The organism is Streptomyces sp. NPDC046866, from assembly GCF_040704625.1.
Lineage (GTDB): Bacteria > Actinomycetota > Actinomycetes > Streptomycetales > Streptomycetaceae > Streptomyces.
In genome coordinates, this window is record NZ_JBEYXN010000007.1 from 126,306 (window position 1) to 151,898 (window position 25,593).

General features: G+C 75.5%; 24 protein-coding genes. 14 read left to right on the forward strand and 10 right to left on the reverse strand.

All coding sequences use genetic code 11. From position 1 onward, the window contains the following. Positions 1-307: 307 nt before the first annotated feature. The 3 genes from AB0953_RS13585 (at position 308) to AB0953_RS13595 (ending at position 4,088) form a co-directional block, all read left to right on the forward strand. Complete coding sequence (locus tag AB0953_RS13585) at positions 308-1,717, forward strand: FAD-linked oxidase C-terminal domain-containing protein (protein ID WP_366859618.1); 1,410 nt, start codon at positions 308-310, stop codon at positions 1,715-1,717. Further along, positions 1,714-3,114 carry a cytochrome P450 gene (locus tag AB0953_RS13590; protein ID WP_366859619.1) on the forward strand — a complete coding sequence of 467 codons (1,401 nt, stop codon included), beginning with the start codon at positions 1,714-1,716 and terminating at the stop codon, positions 3,112-3,114. Before AB0953_RS13585 ends, AB0953_RS13590 begins: the two co-directional genes overlap by 4 nt. Positions 3,115-3,617: 503 nt before the next feature. Next, on the forward strand, positions 3,618-4,088 hold the full coding sequence (locus AB0953_RS13595) for a hypothetical protein (protein ID WP_366859620.1): 471 nt from the start codon (positions 3,618-3,620) through the stop codon (positions 4,086-4,088). On the opposite strand, the gene dapE is transcribed toward AB0953_RS13595, so the two are convergent. The 5 genes from dapE to AB0953_RS13620 form a co-directional block, all read right to left on the reverse strand. Beyond that, entirely contained in the window at positions 3,983-5,071 is a 1,089-nt protein-coding gene (gene dapE / locus AB0953_RS13600; protein WP_366859621.1) for a succinyl-diaminopimelate desuccinylase, read from the reverse strand. The genes AB0953_RS13595 and dapE overlap by 106 nt on opposite strands. A 109-nt stretch (positions 5,072-5,180) precedes the next feature. Continuing rightward, a complete protein-coding gene (locus AB0953_RS13605; RefSeq protein WP_366859622.1) occupies positions 5,181-5,336 on the reverse strand; it encodes a hypothetical protein in 156 nt (51 codons plus the stop codon). A gap of 166 nt (positions 5,337-5,502) precedes the next feature. After that, on the reverse strand, positions 5,503-6,261 hold the full coding sequence (locus AB0953_RS13610; protein ID WP_366859750.1) for a DUF4389 domain-containing protein: 759 nt from the start codon (positions 6,259-6,261) through the stop codon (positions 5,503-5,505). Between the two features lie 186 nt (positions 6,262-6,447). Further along, positions 6,448-7,131 (reverse strand): response regulator transcription factor, encoded by a 684-nt coding sequence (locus AB0953_RS13615; RefSeq protein ID WP_366859623.1) that lies wholly within the window; start codon positions 7,129-7,131, stop codon positions 6,448-6,450. Positions 7,132-7,174: 43 nt separating this feature from the next. Next, a complete protein-coding gene (locus AB0953_RS13620) occupies positions 7,175-8,416 on the reverse strand; it encodes a sensor histidine kinase (RefSeq protein ID WP_366859624.1) in 1,242 nt (413 codons plus the stop codon). A 349-nt stretch (positions 8,417-8,765) separates the two neighbouring features. On the opposite strand from AB0953_RS13620, the gene AB0953_RS13625 reads away from it, so the two are divergent. Continuing rightward, positions 8,766-9,170 carry a MerR family transcriptional regulator gene (locus AB0953_RS13625; protein WP_366859751.1) on the forward strand — a complete coding sequence of 135 codons (405 nt, stop codon included), beginning with the start codon at positions 8,766-8,768 and terminating at the stop codon, positions 9,168-9,170. 70 nt (positions 9,171-9,240) lie between these two features. On the opposite strand, the gene AB0953_RS13630 is transcribed toward AB0953_RS13625, so the two are convergent. The 4 genes from AB0953_RS13630 to AB0953_RS13645 all read right to left on the reverse strand — a co-directional run bounded on the left by AB0953_RS13630 (position 9,241) and on the right by AB0953_RS13645 (position 12,169). Continuing rightward, positions 9,241-9,588 (reverse strand): metalloregulator ArsR/SmtB family transcription factor, encoded by a 348-nt coding sequence (locus tag AB0953_RS13630; protein ID WP_362184354.1) that lies wholly within the window; start codon positions 9,586-9,588, stop codon positions 9,241-9,243. Between the two features lie 195 nt (positions 9,589-9,783). Next, positions 9,784-10,158, reverse strand: a complete 375-nt coding sequence (locus AB0953_RS13635) for a hypothetical protein (RefSeq protein ID WP_366859625.1) — start codon at positions 10,156-10,158, stop codon at positions 9,784-9,786. A 71-nt stretch (positions 10,159-10,229) separates the two neighbouring features. After that, positions 10,230-10,943 (reverse strand): lysophospholipid acyltransferase family protein, encoded by a 714-nt coding sequence (locus AB0953_RS13640; protein ID WP_366859626.1) that lies wholly within the window; start codon positions 10,941-10,943, stop codon positions 10,230-10,232. 188 nt (positions 10,944-11,131) lie between these two features. Continuing rightward, complete coding sequence (locus AB0953_RS13645; protein WP_366859627.1) at positions 11,132-12,169, reverse strand: hypothetical protein; 1,038 nt, start codon at positions 12,167-12,169, stop codon at positions 11,132-11,134. Positions 12,170-12,319: 150 nt separating this feature from the next. Here AB0953_RS13645 and AB0953_RS13650 point away from each other — a divergent pair, with 150 nt between their 5' ends. Further along, on the forward strand, positions 12,320-13,222 hold the full coding sequence (locus AB0953_RS13650) for an aminoglycoside phosphotransferase family protein (protein WP_366859628.1): 903 nt from the start codon (positions 12,320-12,322) through the stop codon (positions 13,220-13,222). Between the two features lie 194 nt (positions 13,223-13,416). Then, positions 13,417-13,770, forward strand: coding sequence for a hypothetical protein (locus tag AB0953_RS13655; RefSeq protein ID WP_366859629.1), 354 nt, complete (start codon positions 13,417-13,419; stop codon positions 13,768-13,770). A 314-nt stretch (positions 13,771-14,084) separates the two neighbouring features. Here AB0953_RS13655 and AB0953_RS13660 read toward each other — a convergent pair whose 3' ends face one another. Further along, positions 14,085-15,833, reverse strand: a complete 1,749-nt coding sequence (locus tag AB0953_RS13660) for a serine/threonine-protein kinase (RefSeq protein WP_366859630.1) — start codon at positions 15,831-15,833, stop codon at positions 14,085-14,087. 202 nt (positions 15,834-16,035) lie between these two features. Between AB0953_RS13660 and AB0953_RS13665 the strand changes: the two genes are divergently transcribed. From AB0953_RS13665 to AB0953_RS13700, 8 genes are all read left to right on the forward strand, one after another. Beyond that, complete coding sequence (locus AB0953_RS13665) at positions 16,036-16,407, forward strand: hypothetical protein (RefSeq protein ID WP_366859631.1); 372 nt, start codon at positions 16,036-16,038, stop codon at positions 16,405-16,407. 159 nt (positions 16,408-16,566) lie between these two features. Then, positions 16,567-17,745, forward strand: coding sequence for a serine hydrolase domain-containing protein (locus AB0953_RS13670; RefSeq protein ID WP_366859632.1), 1,179 nt, complete (start codon positions 16,567-16,569; stop codon positions 17,743-17,745). After that, positions 17,745-19,361 (forward strand): alpha/beta hydrolase, encoded by a 1,617-nt coding sequence (locus AB0953_RS13675; protein ID WP_366859633.1) that lies wholly within the window; start codon positions 17,745-17,747, stop codon positions 19,359-19,361. The genes AB0953_RS13670 and AB0953_RS13675 overlap by 1 nt, the downstream gene beginning before the upstream one ends. Positions 19,362-19,551: 190 nt before the next feature. Further along, positions 19,552-20,265 carry a putative glycolipid-binding domain-containing protein gene (locus tag AB0953_RS13680; RefSeq protein WP_366859634.1) on the forward strand — a complete coding sequence of 238 codons (714 nt, stop codon included), beginning with the start codon at positions 19,552-19,554 and terminating at the stop codon, positions 20,263-20,265. Between the two features lie 357 nt (positions 20,266-20,622). Beyond that, positions 20,623-21,900 (forward strand): phenylacetate--CoA ligase family protein, encoded by a 1,278-nt coding sequence (locus tag AB0953_RS13685; protein WP_366859635.1) that lies wholly within the window; start codon positions 20,623-20,625, stop codon positions 21,898-21,900. Next, positions 21,897-23,297 carry an MFS transporter gene (locus AB0953_RS13690; RefSeq protein WP_366859636.1) on the forward strand — a complete coding sequence of 467 codons (1,401 nt, stop codon included), beginning with the start codon at positions 21,897-21,899 and terminating at the stop codon, positions 23,295-23,297. Before AB0953_RS13685 ends, AB0953_RS13690 begins: the two co-directional genes overlap by 4 nt. Further along, positions 23,294-24,448, forward strand: coding sequence for a GNAT family N-acetyltransferase (locus tag AB0953_RS13695; RefSeq protein WP_366859637.1), 1,155 nt, complete (start codon positions 23,294-23,296; stop codon positions 24,446-24,448). The genes AB0953_RS13690 and AB0953_RS13695 overlap by 4 nt, the downstream gene beginning before the upstream one ends. Beyond that, positions 24,445-25,593, forward strand: a complete 1,149-nt coding sequence (locus AB0953_RS13700) for an acyl-protein synthase (RefSeq protein WP_366859638.1) — start codon at positions 24,445-24,447, stop codon at positions 25,591-25,593. The genes AB0953_RS13695 and AB0953_RS13700 overlap by 4 nt, the downstream gene beginning before the upstream one ends.

A 25,593-nucleotide genomic window follows, 5' to 3' on the forward strand; every position in this document is an offset into this window, starting at 1 on the left:
CCGCCCCACGGGCCGGTGTTCCCCCTCCCCCGCTCCTGCCCCTCCTGCCCCTTCTGGCGGGTGAAGGCTTCGCGGCGGTGCGGCCCTGCGGCCGGCGGCCGCGTCGGGCGCCGGCGAACTCGCCCGTCCCGTACGGGGGTCCGCGCTCCGGCAGGTGACGGGGCAGGTCATCCCACGCCTGCCCGTCTCCCCCGGTCCTTCCCCCTCCGCAGTCCTTCGGCCGGCCCTCTCGGCGGCCTTCTCACCGGCTTCTCCCCCGGCTCCCCCGCCCCGGCCCCCGCCGCCGCCCGCCCCAGGAAGACACCCCATGTCGCTGACCGTCGATTCCCCCCTCCTGCCCGACCGGCTCAGAGATGTACTCCCGCCCGACGCCGTGCTCACCGACGAGGCCTCGCTGGCCGCACACGCCCGCGATGCCACGCCCTTCCCGGAGTGCGGCACCCCGGCCGCGGTCGTCCGGCCCACCACCGCCGAACAGGTCCAGGCCGTGCTGGCCCTGGCGTACGAGTTGGAGGTGCCGGTCGTGCCGCAGGGCGCCCGTACCGGGGTGGTCGGCGCCGCCGGCGCCGTCGACGGGTGCATCGTGCTCTCCACCGTGCGGATGGACCGGATCCTGCAGGTCGACCCCGGCAACCGGCTGGCGCGCTGCGAGCCGGGGGTGACCACGGCGGCCCTGAACGCCGCCGCGGCCGAGCACGGCCTGATGTACCCCCCGGACCCGACCTCGCGCGAGGTCTGCACGATCGGCGGCAACATCGCCACCGGCGCCGGCGGGATCCGCTCCGCCGCGTACGGGGCCACCGCCGACCACGTCCTGGCCCTGGACCTGGTGCTCCCGGACGGCAGGCGGATGCGCACCGGCCGGGGCACCGTCAAGGGCGTCGCCGGCTACGACCTGACCCGGCTGGTCGTCGGCTCCGAAGGCACCCTCGCGGTGGTCGTGGGGGCCACGCTCGCGCTGCGGCCCGCCCGCCCGCCGGCCCTGGCCCTGCTCGCGCAGTTCCCCAGCCTGACGGCGGCCGGCGACGCGCTCGCCGCCATCGCGCTGGCCGGCCACGCGCCCTGCGTCCTGGAACTGCTGGACCGCGCCACCTCCGAGGCCGTCGCCGGGCTGGGCCACCCGCTGCTGCGGCCGGGCGGCGCGGCCACGCTGGTCGTGGAGAGCGACACCGCCGACCCCGTACGGGACCTGGCGGCGATGAAGCTGCTGTGCAAGGAGGCCGGGGCCGACCACGTGGTCACCGCGACCACCGTGCAGGAGTCCCGGGCGATCATGGAGGCGCGCCTGCTGGCCGTGCCCGCGGTGAGCCGGCTCGCCGCGGCCCTGCCCGGCGCGCCCACCCCGTGCGTCGAGGACGTGGCCGTGCCCCGCTTCGCGCTGCCGAAGCTCATCACGACCATCGAGGGCATCGCCGACCACCACGGCCTGCCGATCTTCACCACGGCGCACGCGGGCGACGGCCGCGTCCGCCCCGCCGTCCTCTTCGACGGGGCCGATGCCGGGCAGCTCGCCCGCGCACGGCAGGCGTGCGAGGACATCGTGGCCGCCGCTCTGGCCCTCGGCGGCACCAGCACCGGCACCCACGGCATCGGCACCCTCAAACGGGACTGGCTCGCCCGCGAGCTCGACCCCGCGGGGCTGGAGCTGCACCGCGGCGTCAAACGCCTCTTCGACCCGAAGAACCTCCTCAACCCGGGAAAGGTGATCGAGGCATGACCCAGTCCACCGGATCCAGCGGAAGGGACACCACCGGCACCACCGCCACCGGCACCGGCACCGGCACCGCCGGACCGGCGCGCCCGGCCGCCCGGGCCGTGGCCGGGACCGGCGAGAACCTGCGGTTCCTGGCCACCCACACCCTGCCGACGTTCGCACGCGGCTTCATCAACCCCCGCCCCCGCATGGTCAGGGCGAGCGCGGCCCTGCGGCAGCCCGAGTGGTCCGCCGCCACCCTCAGGTCGCTGCGCGACCGGCACGGCGGGGCGCCCGTACTGCTCAGGGGCCTGTCCGGGCCCCTGCTGGTGCTGCTCGACGAGCCCGAACTGCGGCAGTTCTACTCCGCGTCCGTCCGCGACCTGGCGATGGACGCCCCGGACAAGAACGCCGGCCTGACGGTCCTTGAGCCCAGCGGGGTCATCTGCTCGCACGGTGAACTGCGCGAGGACCGGCGCCGGATCAACCACGCGTCACTGGCCGCCGGCGACACCGTCCACCCGTGCGCAAAGGAGTTCCTCGCCGTGGTCGCGGAGGAGGCCCGGTCCCTCACCGCCCGGGCGGTCCTGGACGCACCGGAGATCCAGCGCTCCCTGTCCCGGATGTGCCGCCGGATCGTCCTGGGTGACGCGGCGGCCGATGACGACCGGCTCACCGCCTGGCTGTCCGCCCTGCGCAGCGAGGCCAACTGGCTCGGCAGGCGCAGGAAGCAGGCCCGGGCCGCCCGTGTTCTCTACGCCCGGGCTGACGCCCGCATCGCGGAGTACGCCGCCGTCGCCCCCGCCCACACCCTGGGCGCCCGGGCGCTCACCCGTTCCGATCCGGACGGCGTCCTCGACCGGATCGGCCAGACCCACCACTGGATGCTGGCGCTGGACGGGCTCGCCCCGGTGGTCGCCCGTACCCTGCTGCTGCTCGCCGCGCACCCCGCCGAGCAGGACGCGGTGCTGGGCGAAGCGGCCGCGGACGGGAGGGACATGCCCCGTCTGCGGGCCTGCGTCCAGGAGTCGCTGCGGCTGTTCCCGCTGGTGCCGGACCTGGTACGGGTCACCCGCGCGCAGACCACCTGGCGCGGCGTGCCCCACCCGGCGGGCACGGCCGTCCTCGTCCCGGCACTGTTCCACGGCCGGGACCGCGACCACGTGCCGGCGGCCGACCTGTTCGCGCCCGGCCGCTGGCTCGCGCCGGAGGCGGCCGCCGACCTGCGGCTGGCTCCGTTCGGCCACGGCGCCGCTGCCTGCCCCGGCGCGAACCTCGGGATGCTGCTGTCCACGGCGGTGTGCGCGGAGGTGCTGCGCCGACACCGGCTCGCCGGAGCCCGTCCGACCCTGCCGGCCGCGGGTCCGCTGCCCCGGATCGTGGACACCCCCGGCATCCGGCTGCGCCTCGAGCCCCGCTGAACGCGCCGCGGGCCGGGGGACCGGTCCGGTCAGACGAGGTCGGGCTTCCAGACGAGGAGGAGGGCCGCCGGGGCGATCTTCGCTGCCACCGGGACACGGCTCCGGCTTCCTGCCGCCCGGGCCGCACCGGGGCCGGGCTCGGCGGCGGCCGGGGCCGGTGAACCCCCGGCGGACCGTGCTTCGCCGGGGCCGGCGCCCGGGGCGTCCGGCGGGTGCGGGGGCCCGTCCGGCGCGGGGCGTCCTGGGTCCGGTCGACGGCTGCCGCGCGCTGGAGGCGGCGCTGCCGTTGGGCCGCCCGCGCCTCGGTCTGCAGCCGGTGCCACAGGGCCAGTTCCCCGTCGCCGACCCCGAAGACCTCCGCCAGTGCCGTGAGCACGGCCTCGTCCGGCAGGGCGGTCTGTCCGCGGTCCATGGAGCGGGCCACGGACGAGCGGCCCAACCCCTCGATGTTCCGGCCGTGCAGCCGCTCCTTGAGTTTCGCCTCCAGCCGGTCCAACGGCAGTGTGGCTTCCGACGCCTTCCATGCGGTGCGCAGCCTCTCGGCGAGCACCACCCTGGCCGCGTCGGGAGCCCCGGTCATCCAGGGCAGCAAGGTGCTGGCCGGGTTCCGGGCGGGTTCGGGGACCACCACCGACGAGTGCCAGAGCGGCCGCGGCTGGCTGCCGAACGGCACCTACACCGTCGGGCAGCACTACGAGAAGTACGACGGCGAGCTGATCAAGGGCTACGCCATCCGCCTGTCCGACAAGAAGTGCAACAACGGCACGGGCCGCGAACGCGACCAGCTGTTCATCCGCCGCGCGCCCTGGAGGCGCGCCGCTGAGCCTGCCGTCCTGCCGTCCTGCCGTGCGGGGGAACGCCGCGGTGCCTACCGGGTGAGCCAGGTGCGCAGGCGTTCTTCGCAGTGGAGGACGGTGGACGTGGCGACGCGTTCGTCGACCTTGTGGGCCAGGAGGGCGTCGCCCGGGCCGTAGTTCACCGCCGGGATGCCGATGGCGTTGAGGCGGGCGACATCCGTCCAGCCGAACTTGGGCATCGCGCGCCCGCCGACCGCCTCCATGAACGCGGCCGCCGCCGGGTGGGAGAGGCCGGGCAGGGCGCCCGCGTTGTGGTGGGCCACCGTGAACTCCTCCACCCCGCAGTCCGCGAAGACCTCACGGACGTGGGCGAGGGCCTCGGCCTCGCTGCGGTCGGGGGCGTAGCGGAAGTTGACGGTGACGGTGCAGGCGTCGGGGATGACGTTGTCGGCGACGCCGCCCTCGATGCGCACCGCGTTGAGGCCCTCGTGGTATTCCAGGCCGTCGATCACGGGCTTGCGCGGCTCGTACGCGGCCAGCCTCGCCAGGATCGGGGCGGCAGCGTGGATGGCGTTGGAGCCCATCCAGCTGCGCGCGGAGTGGGCGCGCTCGCCCGCGGTGCGCAGCAGCACGCGCAGGGTGCCCTGGCAGCCGCCCTCGACCTCGGCGTCGGAGGGCTCCAGCAGGACCGCGAAGTCGCCGGCCAGCCAGTCCCGGTGGGCTTCGATCAGCCTGCTGAGGCCGTTGCGCCCGGGGCCGGCCTCCTCGTGGTCGTAGAAGACGAAGGTGAGGTCACGGTTGGGCTCGGGCACGGTGGCCGCGATGCGCAGCTGGACGGCGACGCCGGACTTCATGTCGGTGGTGCCGCACCCCCACAGCACGCCGTTCCCGTCGAGACGGGAGGGGACGTTGTCGGCGATCGGGACGGTGTCCAGGTGCCCGGCGAGAATGACGCGCTCGGCGCGGCCGAGGCGGGTGCGGGCCACGACGTTGTTGCCGTGGCGGTCCACCGTCAGGTGCGGCAGGGCGCGCAGGGCCTGCTCCACCGCGTCGGCGAGGACCTTCTCGTCGCCGCTCACGGAGGGGATGTCGACGAGCCGGGCGGTCAACTCGGCCGCGTCCAGGGTCAGGTCCAGTGCGGGGCGCGGGGTGCTCTCCATGGCCGACACCATAGGAGCAGTCACAGCCGCCCCGGCCGGGGCCCGGTAGCCACGCGGCCGCGGGGCGGGGAGTTTCCGTGGTGGGGGCGGTCTCCCCCCGCGGCAGCACTCACCCGAAGGAGGCGCGCGTCCCTGTGGCCGCATGGGCCGCCTGGTACGCGAGGCGCTCATCGGCGCCGGCGCCGATGTCGGCGAGCACGCCGTCCAGGGCCATGAACACCTCCCAGGGGGGCTTGCCGCCGGTCTGCGACAGGCGCATCACCACCAGGTCCTCCAGGTCGGCGACCCGCTTGTTCCTCCCGACTTGACGGCCCGGAGGTGGGCGTCGGGGCGGTGCAGCAGTTCGGCCGCGCGCAGGGGCAAGGGGCGGAGCGGGGGCCCCGTGTCGCCGCGGAGGGCTGTCGCCGGGAGGTTCGTGGGGGTCACCCGGGTCACGGGACCCACCTCGCGGAGGACCAGGAGGGTTCGTTCACGTCCTCGTCGGTGGTGCCGGTGGTCGAGGAGAGGCTGCCGACGGCGAGGCCGAGGACGAGGAAGAGCACCACCAGGGCCTTCGACCCGGTGCTCAGCAGCAGCGGTCGGGTGCCCCACGGAGGCGCGGCGGCGGGCGGGGCCTGCGGGACCGGGGCCGGGGCCGGGTCGCCGAACAGGCGCTTCGGGTAGGCCGGGGTCAGCATCATCACGTACGCCAGGTAGCGCATCCGGTACCTGGCCACCGCGGCCACGGCCCCGTACACCGGCTGCGGCATCCGCCCCAGCACCAGCGTGATCAGCCAGAACACCCAGCAGACGGCCCCCCACCCGTACTGCAAGAGGGTGCTGACGACGGCCGCCGGGATCAGCAGGACCAGGCGGAACAGCACCGCCAGCCGGTTGAGTGCGCCGGGCCGGAGCTCGATGCGCACCGGGTGGTCCGGGGCGTCGAACGAGAACGGCGGGTACCGGTCCACGAGCAGCATCGCGCTCGCCGACACCCGGGTGTCGTACGCCAGGAACCCGCCGAGGAAGCGGGCGATGCCGTCCGGCAGCCGCCCCTGCACCAGGGCGGCGAACCAGCCCGCGATCGCCACGAAGAACGCGGCGATGCCGAGCAGGGCCACCACGATCAGCTGCGGCAGCAGCAACAGCCATCGCAGCAGCACCGTCCAGCGCCGCTGCCGGCCCGGCGGGGGCACCTCCAGCTCCGGCAGGTGCTCGCCGGGGGGCCCGTACGCGGCGTCGGGCGGGCGCGGGGTCCAGCCAGTGGTCACGGGGCCTCCTGCCTCTGCTTGCGCAGCTTCCGGTTCCGCTCGTACGTGGTGCATACGTAACCTCGCGGCGCCTGCAGGGCCAAGGACCCCGGGCGGCATGTTGCCCCGGCCGGACGGCACGCCGGCTCAGGAGCCGGGGACGACCAGACCGGTCTCGTAGGCGACGACCACCGCCTGGGCCCGGCTGCCCAGGCCGAGTTTGCCCATGGCCCGGTTGAGGTGGGTCTTGACGGTCGCCTCGCTGATGTACAGCCGGGCGGCGATCTCCTGGTTCGACAGGCCCCTGCCGGTCAGCTTCAGCACCTCCCGCTCCCGGCCGGTCAGCACGTCCAGGGTGGGCACGGGCGCCTCCCGGTCGCTCCCGCCCGGTCCGGCGCGGTCGGCGAAGGCCTCGACGAGCCGCCGGGTCACGCTGGGCGCGAACAGGTGGTCCCCGCCGGCGACCGCGGCCACCGCCGTCAGGAGCCGTTCGGGTCCCGAGTCCTTGAGCAGGAACCCGGACGCGCCGGCGCGGAGCGCCCCGTACACGTACTCGTCGAGGTCGAAGGTGGTCAGGACCAGGATCCGCGGGGGCGGGTCCCCGGCCTCGGCGAGGATGCGGGCGGTGGCCGTGATGCCGTTGGTGCCGGGCATGCGGACGTCCATCAGGATCACGTCGGGCCGGAGCTCGGCGGCGAGCGCCACGGCCTCCTCCCCGTCCGAGGCCTCCCCCGCGACGGTGGTGCCGGGTGCCGCCTTGAGGAGGCCGACCAGGCCCGCCCGGATGAGGAACTGGTCGTCGACGACGAGGACGCTGGTGGCGCGGCTCATGCGGGGGCCTCCTGGAGCAGTGCTCGGCGGTGCGGGGCGGGACTCAGCCCTCCGGTCCGTTCGGAGGGAGGCGGCCGCCGCCCGGGTCCCCGGGGGCACCGTCGCGGCGGTCCGCGGCGGACGGTGCGCCGGGGCGCGCCGGCAGGGGCAGGGTCAGCCGTACGGCGAAGCCGTCGCCGTCCTCGCGCGGGCCGGTGTCGATCCGTCCGCCGTACAGCTTCGCGCGCTCGCGCATGCCGATCAAGCCGTGCCCGCTTCCGGCCGGAACTCCGGCCGGAACTGCCCCCTTTCCCTTCCCGTCGTCGGTGATCTCGACCGTCAGGGTCCTGTGTGCGTAGTGCACGTCGACGCGGGCGGCCGCTCCTGGGGCGTGCTTGAGGACGTTGGTGAGCGATTCCTGGATCACGCGGTAGGCGCACAGGTCCGCTCCGGGACCGAGCGGGCGGGCCGGACCGCGGACGGTGAGTTCCACCGGGGTGCCGCCGGCGCGGACGCGCGCGACGAGGTCGGCGAGCCGCTGCAGGCCGGGCATGGGGCGCTCGGGGGCGCCGGGCTCGTCGCTCTCGCGCAGGAGGGCGAGCATGCGGCGCATCTCGTCGAGGGCCTCGGCGCCGGTGTCGGCGATGGTGTCGAGGGCGCCGCGCGCGGTGGCGGGGTCGCTGTCGAAGACGAAGCGGGCCAGTCCGGCCTGTACGGAGATGACGGCCATGTGGTGGGCGACGACGTCGTGGAGTTCGCGGGCGATGCGGCTGCGCTCGGCGGCGATCTCCCTGAGGGCGCGCTGCTCCTGCTCGGCGGCCAGTTCCCGGGTCAGTTCGGTGGTCTTGCGGGCGAGGGTCCCGAACCACCACAGCACGGCGGGGAAGACGACGGCCTGGCCGGCGGCGGCCGCCAGGGAGCCGTGGTCGCCGTGGACCTCGTCCAGGAGGCCGGCGCCGAGCCAGGTCAGGCCGGTGATGACGGCTCCGGGCGCGGAGATGCGGGCGGGGCGCAGTGAGGCGAGGGTGAAGGTGGCGAGGAGGGTGGCCAGCGAGTTGACCACCGGCCAGTAGCCCAGGCACACGTAGACCACGAACCCGGTCTGGGTGACGGCGAACACGGCGACCGGGAAGCGGGTGCGCAGCAGGGCCGGCAGGTTGACCAGGACGATGAGGGTGTAGCCCGTCGGGTCCAGCGGCGGCCAGCCCTGGGTGGCCGAGTCCCGCCCGAGCAGCAGGGCCAGCCCGGTCATCGCCAGCCCGATGACGACGTTGGCGATGCGGCCGGAAAGGGGGCGGAGCTGCATCGCCGCAGCCTAGCCGTCCGGTGCGGCGGCGTGGTCAACGAGGTTCCCTGCCGAGCGGGTTGGATTGCGGGGGGGTGGGACGGACCCCGTCAACGGTAGGGAGGGCGGGACCGCGGCCGCATCCGACCGCCGGTTGAATACGGCGGCGGTAGCCGGACGGCGGGGTAAACCCTCGCCGTAGGGAACCGCGCGGCGGTCGGGCGGACGCGGAGAAGCCGGCGCCGCCCTGTACGTGCGCCGTGCCGGTACGGTGGGAAACCGGTCATCGGCGTCGGGTTCGGGTCCCGGAGGCCGCGTCCGGGACGCGGCGACGGGGTGGAACCGGGCCGGAGGAGCAGCGGGGGTGGCGGTGCGGATCGGTGAACTGGCCCGGCGCAGCGGGGTGAGCGAGCGGTCCCTGCGCTACTACGAGCAGCAGGGGCTCCTGCGCGCGGAGCGCACTCCCGGCGGCCACCGGGAGTTCGGCGCGTGGGCGGTCGACCGCGTCGTCCGCATCCAGGCGCTGTACGCGGCGGGGCTGAACAGCAAGAAGATCGCACAGCTGCTGCCCTGCATGCGGGACGCGGACGGCGGCCCGAACGAGTCCGCCACGCAGCGGCTGGTCGGCGAACTGGTCCGGGAACGCGAGCGGATCGACCGCCTGATCGCCGACCTCGTCCTCTCCCGCGGCGTTCTGGACGAGGTCATCGACGCCGCCTCGGCCGGTGCCGGCGCCTCCCCCGACCCGTCCACGGCCGCCGCCGCCGGACGCTGAGCGTCGCCGCAGCACCGTCGCACCGTCCGGCGGGTCGGGGCGGGGCGAGGCGGGGACGGGCCGGGACGCTTCAGCTGCGGGTGGGGGCGGGCTCGACCTGGCGCAGTTCGGCGAGCAGTTCGTTGCGGCCGGCCAGCATCTCCGTCAGGATGCGGCGCGCCGCCCGGAGCAGGTCGGCGACGTCCCCGCCGGCGAGGGCGTAGGTGACGGTGGAACCCTCGCGGGTGGACACCACGATGCCCGAGCGCCGCAGGACGGCCAGTTGCTGGGAGAGGTTCGACGCCTCGACGTCGATTTCGGCGAGCAGACTGCGGACCGGCATGGGGCCGTCCTGGAGGAGTTCCAGCACGCGGATGCGGACCGGATGGCCGAGCATCCGGAAGAACTCCGCCTTGGCCTGGTACAGCGGTACCTGCATTCCACCACTCCCGCCCTGCTGCTCCTCGGACCTCTGCCACGCCCCCGCGTACCCGCCGCCGGACGGGTTCACGCGCGTGGCCCATCGTCGCTTCCCGCCGGCCCGCGCGCACCCACAGTTGACCGGTTTTGGATGTGTCGAGTTGAAGAAATCTTCAACTCGTGGGCGCGCGGGGGCCATCGGGACGCAGCGCTGCTAGACCTCCAGATCCGCCTCGATGCGGCGCAGCTGGTGGCGGGCCATGGCCAGGTTCGAGTTGCCCTTGTCCAGCACGAGGTACAGGAACAGGCCGCTGGCGCCGCGATTGCGCAGCAGGCGGATCAGGTGGTACTGGCTCCCCAGGGTGATCAGCAGGTCCTCGATGTCGTCCTGGAGGCCCAGCATCTCCATGGTGCGCATCTTGGCCCGGATCACGTCGGTGTTGCCCGCCGCGGCGACCATCAGGTCCAGGTCCTTGCCGCCGCCGAGCGTGCCCAGGGCCATACCGCTGGCGTAGTCCACCAGCGCCACCCCCAGCGCCCCTTCGATCGAGGTCATCGCTTCCTTCAGCGACACTTCCACGTTGGCCATGGTCGTACCTCCGATACAGCCTTCTGCCGTTTCCGGCACCGGATCTTCCGTACCGGGACGCTACCGATCTCTCACCGCCGTACGGACGGATCGGGGAAATCGGCCGAAAGGCAATGCACATCGAGTACGGTGGGGGCCGCGTGCTCGTCGAGGCGGGCCGCGGCGGCCCGCCAGGCCCGTGTGACGGCGCGGTGCGCCTGCTCCGTCCGCGCGCCGGTGTCGCCCGAGAGGTGCAGCGGTGCCCCCACGTGGACGTGCAGGGCGGGGCGGCGCAGGGGGGCGGTGGCCAGGCCCGTGATCTGCTTCGCCGGGCCGCCCGACATGATCCGGCGGGCCCCCGCCTGGCCCAGCGGGACGACGGGCGCGCCGGTGCGTCCGGCAAGGCGGGCGAGACCGCTGCGGAAGGCACCGGGCGGGCCTTCGGCGGCGTCCGTGCGCAACGGAATGCCCCCCTCGGCGTACATGAGGATCAGCCGCCCCTGCCCCAGCGCGGCCGCCGCGTGGTCGAGTGCGTCCGCGGCGCTCCGGGACCCGCGGTGGACGGGTATGTGGCCCTCCCGGGCGAGACGGCCCCCGAGCAGCGGGATCCGCCACAGGCCGGCGGCGGCCATGACCACCGGCTCGACGCCGAGTCGCCGCAGGGCGGCGAGGACGACGGCGGGATCCGCGAGGGAGGTGTGGTTGGCGGCGACGATGCTGCCCGGGGCGAAGGCGGCTGCGGGATCGGCGGTCACGCGCAGGCGCCCGAACGCGGGCACCAGGGCGTGGGAGAGGCGGCTGAGCATCTGGGTCCCCCGTGGTCGGCTGTGGCGTGTTCCCATCGTCGGCACCGGGGCGCGGGCGGGCCTGAGCGGTGCTACTCAGGTCGGGGCGGGTGACGTACCCACGGGTGGGGGTGGCGTACCCATGGGGGGTGACGTCCCCACCGGTGGGGTGACGTCCCACGGGTGGGGCGCGACGGCTCCCCCGGCAGTCAGGTCGCGTCGCCGCCGTGCGACCGGCCCGGTGGTCCGGCCGCCTGTTCCGCGGCGTGCAGGCGGCGCGCCGCCGTCCGGGCCGCCCGCTCGGCCTTGCGCAGGGCCGCGTCGGCACTGCGGTGTCGGGCCCGGGCCGCATCGGCCGCTTCCTCGGCGGCCTCCAGCCGCTGCCGCAGGGCCGTCAGTTCCTCGCGGAGGGAGGCCGCCTCGGCCGCGGCCCGGTCGAGTGCGGCGGCTGCGGCGGTCAGCGCGGTCCGGGCGCCGTCCCGCTCCTCCTCCGCTGCCGCCGCGGCGGCCCGGGCCTCCCGGAGGCGGGCTTCGTGCTTGCGCGCCCGCTGCTCGGCCACGCGGTCCGGCGGCGCCGTGGCGGGCGGGGTGGGCGGGGTGGGCTGTGGCGGTGCGGGCGTCGTCCGGGGCCGGGGTGGCGGGGGCGGTGGCGGCGATGGCGCGGTGGGCGGCGACGGGGGTGCGGCCGGGGGCGGTGAGGGTGGCGGGGGTGCTGCGCGGCGTGCGGCGGCGAGGGCCTGCGGGTCGACCTCCAGGCCCTCGAAGCCGAAGCGCTGCTGCGGGGGCGCCACCAGCCGGCCCGCGGCCCACGCCTCGCCGGCCTCCTCGTCGGCGAGCAGGCCGTGCAGGATCTGCCCGACCTCGCGCAGTGCCGCCTCGCCGAGCCGCTCCCCCGAGGCGTCCGCCAGCTCGGCGGCCTGCCGGGCGAGTTCGGCGAGGACCTCGTGCCGTTCCTCGGACAGGGCGCGCAGCCGGCGGCCGTCCAGCTCCCGGTGGGCGGCCCGCAGACGGGCGCCCAGCTCCAGCAGTGCGGCCGCCTCGCCGGGCCGGGCGCGGGCGAGGAGGTTGACGGCCCACAGGGCCAGGGTGGGTTTGCGGAGCCGGGCGATCCTGCGCGCGGCCTGCGTGTCCTTCGTGCGCTTGGCCCGGGCCGCGTGGCGGTCCCTCGCCCCGACGAACTCCGCCGGCCGCAGCCCGTACAGCTCCGTGATCACCGCGTCCACGTCCACGTCCGTCTCCCTGTCCACACCCCCACGATCGGCCCGCGGACCGGTCCTTCGCCGCCGCGACCCGCCGGGCGGCCGGGCCGATGCGCGTGCGGACGAAATGGGTTGACCGGTGGTCACTCGGTGCGTTCGTATGGCCGTCGTCCGCACCGCCCCCTCAGGAAGGTACGCATGCCTGCCGGCAAGATGCACGCCGACGAACCCGACATCGACGCCGCGCTGGTGCGGCGGCTGGTCGCGGCCCAGTTCCCGCACTGGGCGGGCCTGCCCGTCAAGCCCGTCGACTCCGTCGGCACCTCCAACGCCATGTACCGGCTGGGCGAGGACAAGGTCGTACGGCTCCCGCGCATCGCGGGGGCTGCGCAGGACATCGGGGCCGAGCGCCTGTGGCTGCCGCGGCTCGCCCCGTCGCTGCCGGTGGCCATTCCGGAGCCGCTCGGCCAGGGCGCGCCGGGTGAGGGCTATCCGTGGCCCTGGTCCGTCCTGCGCTGGCTCGACGGCGAGAACCCGGCAAGGGGGCGGCTCCCCGATCCGGGCCGCCTCGCACGGGACCTGGCGCAGTTCGTGACCGCACTGCACCGGATCGACCCCGCGGGCGGGCCCGCCTCCTACCGCAGCGAGTCCCTGGCGGAGCGGGACGGCTCGATCCGCAGGGCGATCGAGGCCCTGAGCGGCTCCCTCGACGCCGACGCGGTGACGGCGGCGTGGGATGCCGACCGGCAGGCCGAGGCGTGGCCCGGCCCGGCCGTCTGGATCCATGCCGACCTGCAACCGGGGAACCTGCTGGTGGCCGACGGCGGGCTCAGCGCCGTCATCGACTTCGGATGCGCGGGGCTGGGTGATCCCGCCGTCGATCTGATCGCGGCCTGGTACGTGCTGCCGAGGCAGGCCCGGGACACCTTCCGCGCCGGGGTGGGAGCCGACGGCGCGGCGTGGGCGCGCGGCCGGGCCTGGGCGCTGTCGGTGGCGCTGATGGAGGCGGACTACTACGGGGAGACGAACCCGGCCATGGCGGCCACGGCGCGGTACGTCATCGGCGAGGTCCTCGCCGACCACGCCGCCCGGTCTGCCTGACGTCCCTCGCCGCCCGGACGGCGGGACGAGCAGCGACCCGCCGCGGCAGGGTCGCAGGCGTCCGCCGGGCGGGCCGGGGCAGCCGCGCCGATATTGCCTGGTGACTGCTCCTGCGCCGCAGGTACCGTCTGGTCTCCCGCCCGGCCGCACCGACCGGTGTCGGCCCCCCCGTTCCTGATGCGGAGAGCGTTCCCATGACCAGCCGGCCGGCAACGACGACCCTGTGGCGCCCCACCGGCCCCGAGGAGCTGGACCTGGTCCGGGCACTGGACTGGCGCGCCTGGCCGCCTCGGCTGCCGGAGCAGCCGATCTTCTACCCGGTCCTCAACGAGGACTACGCGGTGAGGATCGCAAGGGACTGGAACGTGAAGCACGACGGCGCGGGATTCGTCACCCGCTTCGAGGTCGAGTCGGAGTTCCTCGGCCGGTACCCCGTCCGGCGGGCGGGCGGACGGACGATCCTCGAGCTGTGGGTCCCGGCCGAGGAGCTGGACGAGTTCAACGCCCGCATCGTCGGCAGGATCGACGTCGTGCACGAGTTCCGCTGAGCCGCAGCGGAGTCGGACGCCGAGAAGTGTCCGGACGGACCGCGCTCCGGGAGAGCGGGCGGATGCGGGCGGCGGGATCCGTCGTCCCGCGGTTCCTCGGCCTCCGGCAGGAGGCGGCGGCTCCGCACGTGGACGCGCGGCCGGGACTCTGGACGCCGGCGGGGAGGGGCTGGTCCGCCCCGCGCGCCCTCACCGTGTTCGGCGGTGGTACCGCCCCGCCCCGTCCGCCCCGTACGAGCCACGCCGGCTCGCCGACGGCAGCGCCGCCGGGGCCGTCACCGCCCGAGCCCTGGCCCGGCTCCGCCGCTGCTCCCCTACTTCGACACCTTCCAGAGGGTGAGGTTGCCGGTGAAGGCCGGCGGGTCGACGGACGTGCCGGTCTCGGTGACCGCGGTGAGTTCGAACCGCGCCAGGTTGCCCTCGGAGGTGAGCGTGCACAGGACGTCACCCTTGGCCAGGGGCTTCGCCTTGATCAGGGTGGTGTTCGGGATCTCGGCCGGCAGCGGGGCGGAGTCCACCGCTTGGCGGCACACCTCGGGGTCGGCACCGGGCGACTTGGCGAACGGGGTCAGGAAGTTCAGGTCCTGCAACAGATAGCCGATCTCGGCCTTCTTGTCGCCGATCTCGCCCTTCGGGGCGACCTTGCCCGCGTCCATGTCGACCGTGATGTACTGCCCGACCGCCGGCGTGGCGATGACGAGCTGGCGGTCCTTGAAGACCTCGGTGTACTCGGGCTTCTTGGCCGGCTGGGGCGCCGCCGCGCTCTGCCCGCCCGCGGCCGGGCTCTCGTGGGCGCCTTTGCCCGGAGCGGGCTTCGCCTGGTCCGCCGTGTCGTCGCCGCCTCCGGAGAGCGCCCAGGCCGTACCGGCGACGGCGACCAGCACCGCGGCCGCCGCGGCGATCAGGGGGGTGCGCCGGCTTCGGGCAGCAGGGGCAGGGGCAGGGGCCGCCTGCAGCGGCATGGCGGGCGGGGGCGGCGTCTGCGGCGCCGGCGCCTCGGTGGGCGCGCTGTGCAGCGGGTGCGGGCGGTGCGGCGCCGCGGGCGGCCGGCCGGGGGTCGCGGTGGGCGCGGAGTGCTGTGCGCCGGGGACCTGGGTGGGCACGTACCCGGGCGCGGCGGGGGCGGCTGCGGGCCGTGCCAGGAGCCGGCCCAGCTCGGCCTCCCGGGCGGCGACCGCCCGCGCCCACGGCTGCGGGAGCCACCCGGCCAGGTCCCCGGCCCGGCCGCCCAGCAGCTCCTCGCACCGGAGCACCAGTTCGGCGGGGGCCGGGCGGGCGGCGGGATCCGCGGCGAGTGCCTGCTCCAGCAGGGGCCTCAGCCCGTCGTCGTACCCCGACAGGTCCGGCGGGCGCACCGCGGTGTTGGCGATGCGGGTGGCGACGGTCAGGCCGCCGCCGTCCCCGTACGGGTGGCGCCCGGTCGCGGCCACCGCGGCGATCAGGCCGAGGGAGAACACGTCGGAGGCCGGGGTGAGTTCCTCCCCGATGCCCTGCTCCGGGGACATGAACTGCGGGGTGCCGATGAAGCCGCCGCTGCGGGTGAGCCGGGTGGACTCCGCCGCGCGCGCGATCCCGAAGTCGATCACCCACGGGCCGTCGGCGGCCAGGAGGATGTTGCCGGGCTTCAGATCGCGGTGGATGATGCCCGCCTCGTGCACGGACTCCAGGGCCCGCGCCACGCACGCGACCAGCCGCAGCGCCGCCTCGCGGGGCAGCGGGCCGTGGGCGTCCAGGGCCTCGTCCAGCGGGAGGCCGGGAACGTAGGCGCCGGCGAGCCAGGGCTGTTCGGCGTCCGTGTCGTGGTCGACCACCGGCACCAGGTGGTAGCCGCGGACCTGGCGGGCCGCCTGCACCTCCTGCCCGAACCTGCTGCGGAACTCGGCGTCTCCGGCGTACTCCCGGCGGATCACCTTGATCGCGACCGGCTGGTTCCCGCGGGTGCGCGAGAGGTAGACGGATCCCATCCCGCCCTCCCCGATGCGCGCCAGGAGTCCGTAGCCCGCGATGTCGTGCGGATCCCCCTGTGCCAGCGGATGCAGTGCCGGGCCGTGTGCCCCGTTCATGACGTCCAACTCCCCTGTCCCCCGGCCACCAGGGCCGTCGACCGGCTGCCAAAGCCAAGATCACGATCTTAACCGGCCGCGCCGCCGCGGCGGTGGCGGTCCGCCGTACCCCGCCGGCGGCTCGGGCGCCGGCGGCCCCGGTAGCCTGCCCCCGGTCGGCGCCGTGCGGCTCCGGCGACCAACGGAGCAGGGAGGAGACCCCATGGCGGAGGGACGGCGGGAGCGCTGGATCATCACCGCGGAACGGGTCAGCGAACGCAGCGCGGAGGAGGGCGGGTTCCTCGAGGTCGTGAGCGAATTCGACGGCAGCCGGGAGGAGGCCGAACGGGCCGTGGAGCAGGCCGCCCGGACCCTCGCCGTGGGGACCTTCTTCCAGGAGCGCCGCCGCCTGGTCTACCGCCAGGACGACGGCTCGTACCTGGTGCGCTGCACCGGCAGGATGGGCGGCCGCCACGCCCGCGTGCTCAGACTCGGCCGTCTGGTCTGGGACTCCACCGCGCAGGACGCCCCGGCCGGCGGCGGCCCGGACGGCGGCGGCCCCGACGACGCTCCGGGGCACTGCGACCACGGGTAGGCCGCACCGGCAGGGGTGGGGCTGTCCCCCGGTCGCCTCGGGGGCGGCCCGCAGTGAAGGCGCGGGCGATGATCTTTAGCGTCTGTGGGCATGAGGTGTTTACGACACGGGGAGAAGAGGCCGGGTCCGAACGGGCGCCGGCCGGGGCGGTACGGAGCAGTGGCGGCGGCCCTGCTCGTGGCGGGCGCCGCGGTGACGGCCGCCGCGCCGGCGGGAGTGGCCGCGGAGCGGCCGGCCGCGGCCGCCGCGGAATGCGAGAGGGCGCGGGAAGCGGTCGCCGAGGCCCTCGGGGTCCTCGTCGCCCGGGACGGCGTCCCCGGCGCCGCCGCGGAGGTCGTCGACCCGCGCTGCGGCCGGCGGGAGGCCGCCCGCGGCGTCGCCGACCTCGGCACCGGGCGGCCGATGCGGGCCGGGGACCGGCTGCGGATCGGCAGCGTCAGCAAGACGTTCACCGCCACGGTCGTCGTGCAGTTGGCCGCGGAGGGCCGGCTCGGGCTGGACGACCCCGTCGAGCGCCATCTGCCCGGGCTGATCCGGGGCAACGGCCACGACGGCCGCACCATCACCGTACGGCAGCTGCTCCAGCACACCAGCGGACTGCCCGACCACATGGACGCCCTGGCCGACGTACCCGTCGAGCAGTGGCGCTACCGGCACTTCGACACGCGCGAGTTGGTCGCGACCGCGCTGAAGCTGCCGCGGCCGGAGGGGAGCTGGCACTACTCGACCACCAACACCCTCGTCGCCGGGCTCGTCGTCGAGAAGGTCACCGGGCGGGCCGTCGAGGCCGAGGTGGAGCGGCGGATCATCCGGCCGCTCGGGCTGCACGACACGTACTGGCCGGGCGACGGGACGCGCATCCGCGGGCCGCACGCGCGCAGTTACTCCGCACTGCTCGCCGGAACCGGGCCCGGCCCGGTGGACGGCACCGAGTGGAACATGACGCTCGGCGGGGCGGGAGGAGCCCTCGTCTCCTCCCCCGGCGACGTGAACCGGTTCTACGGCGCGCTGTTCGGCGGCAGGCTGCTGCCCGCCCGCTGGCTCGCCGAGATGACCCGCACCGTCCCCGCCGACCCCGAACGGCTGTGGCCCGGCGCCCGGTACGGGCTCGGCCTGATCGCCACCCCGCTGCCCTGCGGCGGCCGCTGGTGGGGGCACGCCGGGACGGTGCCCGGGGGGCACCGGGCGCTGGGCGCGGTCGGCCCCGGCGGCCGCACCGTCGCCCTCGCCCTCAACCGGGTGCCCGCGACCGACCGTGCGGAGCAGGGCTTCCGCGCCGTGGTGGACGCCGCGCTGTGTGCCCCGGGCGGGACCGAACCCTCCCAGGAGGCACCGTGATGACCGCCAGCCGCACCGGCGGCCGCAGCCGCAGCCGCAGCAGCGCGGGCACCGGCATCCGTGCCGCCGCCCGCCGCGCCTCCGCCGTCGGCCTCGCCCTGGCCGCCTTTCTCGCCGCCGTCCCGGCCGCCCCGGCCGCGGCCGTCCCGCAGGAGGCGGACGGCGCCGGGCTCGACCGCTACTACCGGCAGCACCCGGCCTGGCGCAGCTGCGTCCTGGGCCCGGACGACGAGGTGGGACAGGGTCTGGAGAAGGCAGGCGCACAGTGCGCCGACGTGACCGTTCCGCTCGACTACTCCGACCCCCTCGGCCGCACGCTCACCGTGGCGGTCTCGCGGATCCGGGCGACCGATGCGCGGCGGCGCATCGGCGTGCTGCTCGTCAACCCCGGCGGTCCCGGCGGGACGGGTCTCGACCTCGCGCCGGAGGTCCGCACGGCGATGAAGGACGTCGGGGCCCGCTACGACGTGATCGGCATGGACCCCCGGTTCGTGGGCCGCAGCACCCCGCTGGACTGCGGCTGGCCCGTCGGCGTCACCCTGCTCTCGCCCGGCGGCGACCGGGCCGGGTTCGACCGCCAGGTCGCCTTCCAGAAGGACCTGGCCGACCGGTGCAGGACCACGAACGCATCGGTGCTGCCGCACGTCAGCACCCGCAACACCGCCCGCGACATGGACGTGGTGAGGGGCGCGCTCGGCGAGCGGAAGATCTCGTACCTGGGCTACTCGTACGGGACCTACCTGGGCACCGTCTACACCGGTATGTTCCCCGGCCGCCACGACCGCGTGGTCCTCGACGGCGCCCTCGACCCGCGCCGGTACGGCCCCCGCCTGATGCGGGGCGTGGAGCGCGAGAACGAGCAGGCCCTGGCGGACTGGGCCGCCTGGGCGGCGGCCCGCGACGGCGACTACGGCCTGGGCCGCACCCGTACCGAGGTCCTCGCCGCGGTCGACCGGATCACGGCGGCTGCCGGGCGCGGCCCGCTGACCGTCGGGACGGGGTCCGAGACGTTCCGGCTCGACGCCGCGCAGGTGCCGTTCGTCGTCTTCTCCGGGCTGTCGGACGACACCGACGGGGCCCGGGCCGAGTTGGCCGAGGCGCTGTCGGTGCTGGCCCGGGCGGCCGAGGGCCGGGCGACCCCGGTGCCGCCGGGGCTCGCGCAGCTGCTGCGCTTCACGCTGACGTCCGCGGGCTCGGCGTACGGCAGCGCGCAGACCGCGGTCCTGTGCGGGGACGTCGCCGCACCGCGTGACGTCGAGCAGTACTGGCGCGACGTGGAGGACAGCCGCGCGGAGCACCCCCTGTTCGGACCGCTGACCGCCGCCGTCGGGCCGTGCGCCTTCTGGGACCCGCCGCGCGAGGAGCCCGCCCCGGTACGGCGCGAGACCGCCGCGCTGATCGTCGCCGCCACCGGCGATCCGCGCACCCCGTACACGGGCAGCGTCGCGCTGCGGAACCTGCTGCCGCACTCCCGCCTGGTCACTCTCCGGGGCGCCAACCGGCACGGGATCTACGGGGAGTACGGCAGCTCCTGCGTGGACGACGCCGTGAACGCCTACCTGGCCACGGGCCGGCTGCCGGCGCGCGACCTGACCTGCGTCAGGCAGCCGGGCTGAGGCCGCCATCGGCCCAGCGCCGACCGGTCCGCCCGTGTCCCGGCCACACCGGCCGGGGCACGGCTGCCGGCTCGCGCTGCCGGGGCCGTTCCGCCCCGTGCACCGGGCCGGGCAGCCGGCGGTACGGGCCGGCCAGGGCGCCCCGGCCGCCGGTGCTGCACGAGGTGCCCGGCCTGTGGCAGGGAAACCGATGGCCGTTCTGGCACGCAGCGGGCTCCTCGCGCAGGCGCACGTCCGGGGGTTCGACGCCGGATGGACGCCGATCGACGCCTTCCGCGGAGCCCGGGAGCCGGTGGCGGATGATCGGGCCATGACCGATACCGAACGATTCACCCGGACCTGGCACGTCTCGGCCGGCCGGGGGTACGACACCGCCTGGGGCGAGTTCACCGGCGACCGGATGCGGGCGCGCGGCCGCGCCATGGCGCTGGAGGGCGGCCCGTACTGGGTCGCGTACGGGCTGGAGACCGGGCCGGGCCACGTCACGCGGGTGCTGCGGGTCACCGTCGACGGGCCGGGGTACGGGACCCGGGCGGTGGAACTGCTGCGCGGAGAGCAGGGGCGCTGGACCGTGGACGGGCAGGAGCGCGGCGACCTCGACGGGGCGCTCGACTGCGATCTGGGGCTGTGCCCGCTGACCAACACCCTGCCCGTACGGCGCCACGGCCTGCACCTGGCGCGGGAGGCGGGCCCCGCCATGCGGTTCCTGATGGCCTGGGTGTCGGTGCCGGACCTGGCGGTGACGGCCTCGGTGCAGACGTACACGCCGCTGGGTGCGGGGCGGGTGCGCTACGCGTCCGGCAGTTTCAGCAGCGAGGTGTCCTTCGACGGCGACGGGCTGGTACGCGACTACCCGGGCCTGGCCGAGGAGGTGGCCGCCGGGCGCGCGGAGGGCGGCGGCTGACCCGGCGCCCGGATGCGGCGGGCGGTGGGCGGGCACCGCGCGCCGAGCCGCCCGCCGCGCCGCCCCAAGACGCCGCCCCAAGACGCCGCCCGAGGAGCCCTCGTCAAGCCGCGCGTCGCGGCCGCGGCGGCAAAAAATGCATGTGTCCTTCCTCATGGCCGGAAATACCCGACCAATTTGGCGGCAAGCGGAAAGATGTTCCATGATTGTGACTGCACGTCAGTTTGCGGCGTGCTCAGGGGAGACGGGGGCGCGGGGGTTCCCCCGTACACACCGTTCGACCCGCCGGCGAGCCCGTGGTCTCGCCGTGCCTCGCGGTGGCTCCCGTCCACGATCCGCTCACCCAGGCAAAGGACCATGTCCGCCCACCACCTCTCGGACCTCATACGGTTCGTCCGTCACAACTCGCCCTTCTACCGCGACCTCTACGCGTCCGTTCCGCCGGACGCCGACCGCCTCACCGACCTGCCGGTGGTCGACCAGCGGGAGTTCTGGGCGGCCAACGCGCTGCACGACAACCGCGTCCTGACCGGCCCCCTCGGCGAGGCCACCGTCTACAAGACCGGCGGGACCACCGGCGCACCCAAGTTCTCCGTCTACACCCGCGACGAGTGGCGCACCTTCGTGACCTCGTTCGGCCAGGGGCTCGTGGACACGGGGCTGCGCCCGGGACACCGCGTCGCTGACCTCTTCTACGCCGGAGAGCTCTACGCCAGCTTCCTGTTCGTCCTCGACTCCCTCGCGCACGCGCCCGTGGACAACGTCCGCCTGCCCATCGGCGGGGCCGCGCCCCTGGAGTCCACCGTCCCGACCCTGCGCGACCTCGGCGCCCAGGTGCTGGCCGGCACTCCCACCACGCTGTGCCGGCTCGCCGAGCACGTCCTGGGCGCGGGCGTGGGGCTGCCCGCAGTGGAGCTGCTCCTCTTCGGCGGCGAGGCGCTCTTCGCGGACCAGCGGCGCCTGCTGGCGGCCGCCTTCCCCGGCGCCGAGGCCCGTTCCGTCGGCTACGCCAGCGTCGACGCCGGACTGCTCGGCCGGCCCGTGCCGGGCCCCGACGCCCGCGTGCACCGCGCCTTCGAGCCGTACTCCGTCGTCGAGATCCTCGACGACACCACCGGCGAGCCGATCACGGAACCCGGCCGGCCGGGCCGCGTCGTCGTCACCAGCCTGTTCCGGCGCCTGATGCCGGTGATCCGCTACCCCGCGGGCGACCGGGCCGAGTGGACCGGCACGGGGCCGGGCCACTTCCGGATCCTGGGCCGCGCCGAGGAGGGCGTACGGGTCGGGCCCGTGTCCCTGTACACCCAGGACGCCCAGGACGCCGTGGCGGCCGCGGACACCGCCGGGCGGATCGTCGGCATGCAGCTCGTCGTACGCCGCTGGGACGGCCGCGACGGGCTCGTCCTGCGGCTGGCGACGGCCCCCGACGGCGCACAGGACGGCCCCCCGGAGCTGGAGACCCTCGCCAAGGCGGTCGTCACCGGACTCGAGGCCGCCCGGCCGCTCTATCCGGACAGCGTCCGCGCCGGGTTCGTGCACCCGCTGAGCGTGGAGTGGGTGCGCCACCGCGACCTCGCCGTCAACCCGCGCTCGGGCAAGCTCGTCCGGGTCCTCGACGAGAGGCCGACCGCATGACCGCCCCGGCACGGGCCACGCCGCAGGCCCCGGCCGCATCCGCGGCAGCGGCCCCCGCGCAGGCCGCACCAGCCGACGCGCCCGCCCCGTCCGATGCGCGGCGCATGCCGCTCGTGGTGCGCAACCGGGCGTTCGGCGCCGTGTGGCTGGGCCAGGTGCTGACCCAGGCCTCGGTGCGGATGTTCCAGGTGGGCGTCTCCTGGTGGCTGGTCGCGTACGCCGTCCAGGACGCGGGGGGCCTGGCCTCCGGGCTGTTCATGGCCGCCTGCACCCTGCCCGCCGTGGTCCTGGCCCCGGTCGTGGCCAAGGCCGTCGCCGCTTTCGCGCACCGCTCGGTGCTGCGGGGCGCTGCCGCGCTGGCCGGGGCCGGCTCCGCGCTGCTCGCGCTGTGGGCGCAGGACGGCGCCCTGCCGCTCGCGGCCGTCTACGCCGCCGCCCTCGCCCTGGCCACCTGCCAGGCCTTCTTCGACCCGTGCCTGACCACGTCGGTGCCCGAACTCGTCGAGGACGCGGACATCGAGACGGCTACCGGCTTCGAGCTGTCCACCCAGTCCCTGGCCGGACTCGGCGGGGCGCTGCTCGGCGCCCTCGTCATGGACCGGGCGGGCCTGGCCTGGCTGGCCGCGGGCTGCGCGGCCGCCTACCTGGCCGCGGCCGCCCTGGTGACGAGCGCACGGTTCGGCAGCCCGGCGGCCGCGGACGGCGGCGACAGCAGCGGCACCGGCGGCAGCGATGCCGGCGGGCCTCCGCCGGCCGCCCCGCGGCGCACCCTGCGCCGCATCCTCGGCGAACTGCCGTACGTGCGCCGGATCCTGGTCTGCTTCACCGCGGCGAACCTGTTCACCGCGGCCGTGTTCGTGGTCATCCCGCTCTACACGCGCTCCGTCCTCGAGGGCGGCGGCGGTACCGTCGCCCTGCTGGAGGCCTCCCTCGGCACCGGCGCGCTCGTCGGCGCCTTCACCGGGACCCGCATCCCGGGCCGGCCCACCGCGGCCGGCGCGTACTGCCTGGGCCTGATGGCGCTCGCCCTGGCCGCGCCGGGGCTGTTCGCGCACCGCGCGGTCATCTCCGGCTGTCTGGCCGTGGCCGGCTGGTGCGCGGGGGCCGTCAGCGTGCGCTTCGTCGCCCTGTTCCAGCGGCTGGTGCCCACCGCCGACAAGCCCGGCTTCTTCGCCGTGATGCAGGCCGTGCTCGGCGCGTCCCTGCCGGTGGCCTCGCTGGTGTTCGGCACCGCGGGCGACCACCTGTCGCCGCAGGTCCTGTGCCTGGTGCAGGGCGCGGGCCTGGCCCCCGCGGCCGTCGCCCTGGCCCTGCTCGGCTCCCGGGGGGCCGAGTCTGCAGCCGAGGCCCGACCGGGCGCCGAGCAGGGCGCCGAGCCGGTCGGGGGGCAGCAGTGAGCCTCGTCATCACGGAAGCCGCCTGCTCCGACATCGCCGAACTGCGCCAGCTCTACTACGCCGTCTACGGCCCGCACTACCCCGTCGCCCTCGGCACCGACCCGGCCGAGATGGCCCGGCTCATCGGGGACCCGCACTCCCTGTGGCTCGTCGGCCGGTGCGCGGACTCCGGGGCGCTGACCGCCTCGGCCGCCATCCGCAGCGAGGCCGGCAGCCGCATCGGCCGCCTGGAGGGCATCGCCGTGCACCCCGAGCACCGGTCCGGCGGCCTGGCCGCCGCACTGACCGAGGCGCTGTGCGCGGGGATGCTGGACACCGGGCGGCTGGACTCGGTCTACGCCACCGTCCGGACCGTCAGCGCCGGGCCGCAACGGGTCGTCGCCCGCAACGGGTTCAGGCCGCTGGGCATCCTGCCCAATGCGGTGGATCTCAGCAGCCGCGAAAGCCTCGCACTCTACGCGCGTCACAGCGCCGGGGTGCTCGACCGCCGGATCCCCGTCACCGAAGTGCCCGCGGCGCTCCTGCCCCTGCTGCGGACCACCGCGGAGGCGCTGGGCATCGGCTACCCCGGCGTGCGCGCCACCGCCCCTGCACCGGTGCCGGCACCGGCGTCCACCGGTCAAGCGGCCGCCGTGCGGCTGGAGATGATCGAGGCCGCCGCCTTCGTCCGGCGCCGCTTCCGCGAGCGCTTCCCCGGCTCCGACGGCTGGTTCTACCCGCTGCACACCCCGAACGTGCTGCTCACCCCCGAGGACGGCAGCTTCGAGGTGTACGCCTACCTCAACCGCGCCGGCGGCTACTGCTCCCTGCTGACGGCCCACCCGGACCCGGCCGCCGCGGCCGAGTGCCTGGAACCGGTCACCCGCGCGCTGGCCCGCGCCGGCGCCGGCTACGTGGAGGCACTGGTGCCGCTCGCGCACCACGAAGCCCTGTCGGCCTTCCTGGCCCAGGGCTTCGTCGCCGGCGCGCTCTACCCGGCGATGCGCGCGGACGGCGACGGCTTCCACGACTACGCCGTGCTGTCCCGCTCCACCGAGCGGATCGACTTCCGCGGCGTCGCCGTCGAACCGCCCCTCCAGCCCTACCTGGACTGCTACGTGTCGGCCTGGGCGTCGACGCACCTGCCCACCCCACCCGAGGTTGCCCCGTGAACCCCCATCTCGCCCCGGTCGGCGTGCCCGACCCCGCCCTCCTGCCGCACGTACAGCAACTGTGCGACCTGGTGGACCCGTACGCGTGCGGGCCCGCCGAGGACGAGCTGTTCGCCGCCGCCATGGCGGAGATCAACGCCTGGCACGCCGAGCGGTCGCCGTTCTTCCGCTCGCTGTACGAGGCCACCGCGCCCGACGGGCCGTACCGCACGCCGCTGGTCCACGCGAACTTCTTCAAGCGGCACGAGGTGCTGTCCATCCCCCGCGAGGACGTCGACCTGCACCTGACCTCCTCCGGGACCACCGGCCAGAAGTCGCAGATGTTCTTCGACCGCTGGACGATCCGCTCCGCGCAGCGCATGGTCGCCCGGATCTTCGACCGCAACGGCTGGATCACCCCCGGGCAGGAGGTCAACTACCTCCTGTACAGCTACGAGCCGGCGCCCTCCCTCAACCTGGGCACCGCCTTCACCGACAACTACCTGTGCGACTTCGCCCCGGCGCGCAGCGTCGAGTACGCGCTGCGCCACACCGGCGGCGAGCACGAGTTCGACCCCTTCGGCTGCATCGCCGCGCTGCGGCGCTTCGCGCAGGACGACGCCCCGGTCCGCATCCTCGGCTTCCCGGCGTTCCTGTTCTTCACGCTGGAGCGGATGCGGGCCATGGGGATGGCGCCGCTGCAACTGCCCGAGGGATCCCTGGTGATCCTGGGCGGCGGCTGGAAGGGGCACGCCGACCGGCGCATCGGCAAGGAGGAGCTGTACGCCCGCGTCACCGAGCAGCTCGGCGTCCCGGGCGAGCGGATCCGGGACACCTTCGGCTCGGTCGAGCACTGCATCCCGTACATCGAGTGCGACCACCACCGGCTGCACGCGCCCGTCTGGTCCCGGGTGTCGATCCGCTCCACCCGCACGCTGGAGCCGCTGCCGTACGGGGAGCAGGGCTACCTGCACCTCGTCTCGCCGTACATCACCTCGGTGCCGGCGCAGAGCGTGCTGATGGGCGACCTCGCCTCCCTCCAGCCGGGCGAGGCCTGCGGCTGCGACCTCGACACCCCCTGGTTCACCGTCCACGGCCGGGCCGGGGTGAGCCGCAACCGGAGCTGCGCGGTGGCCGCAGCGGAACTGATGAAGGGAATGGCGTGA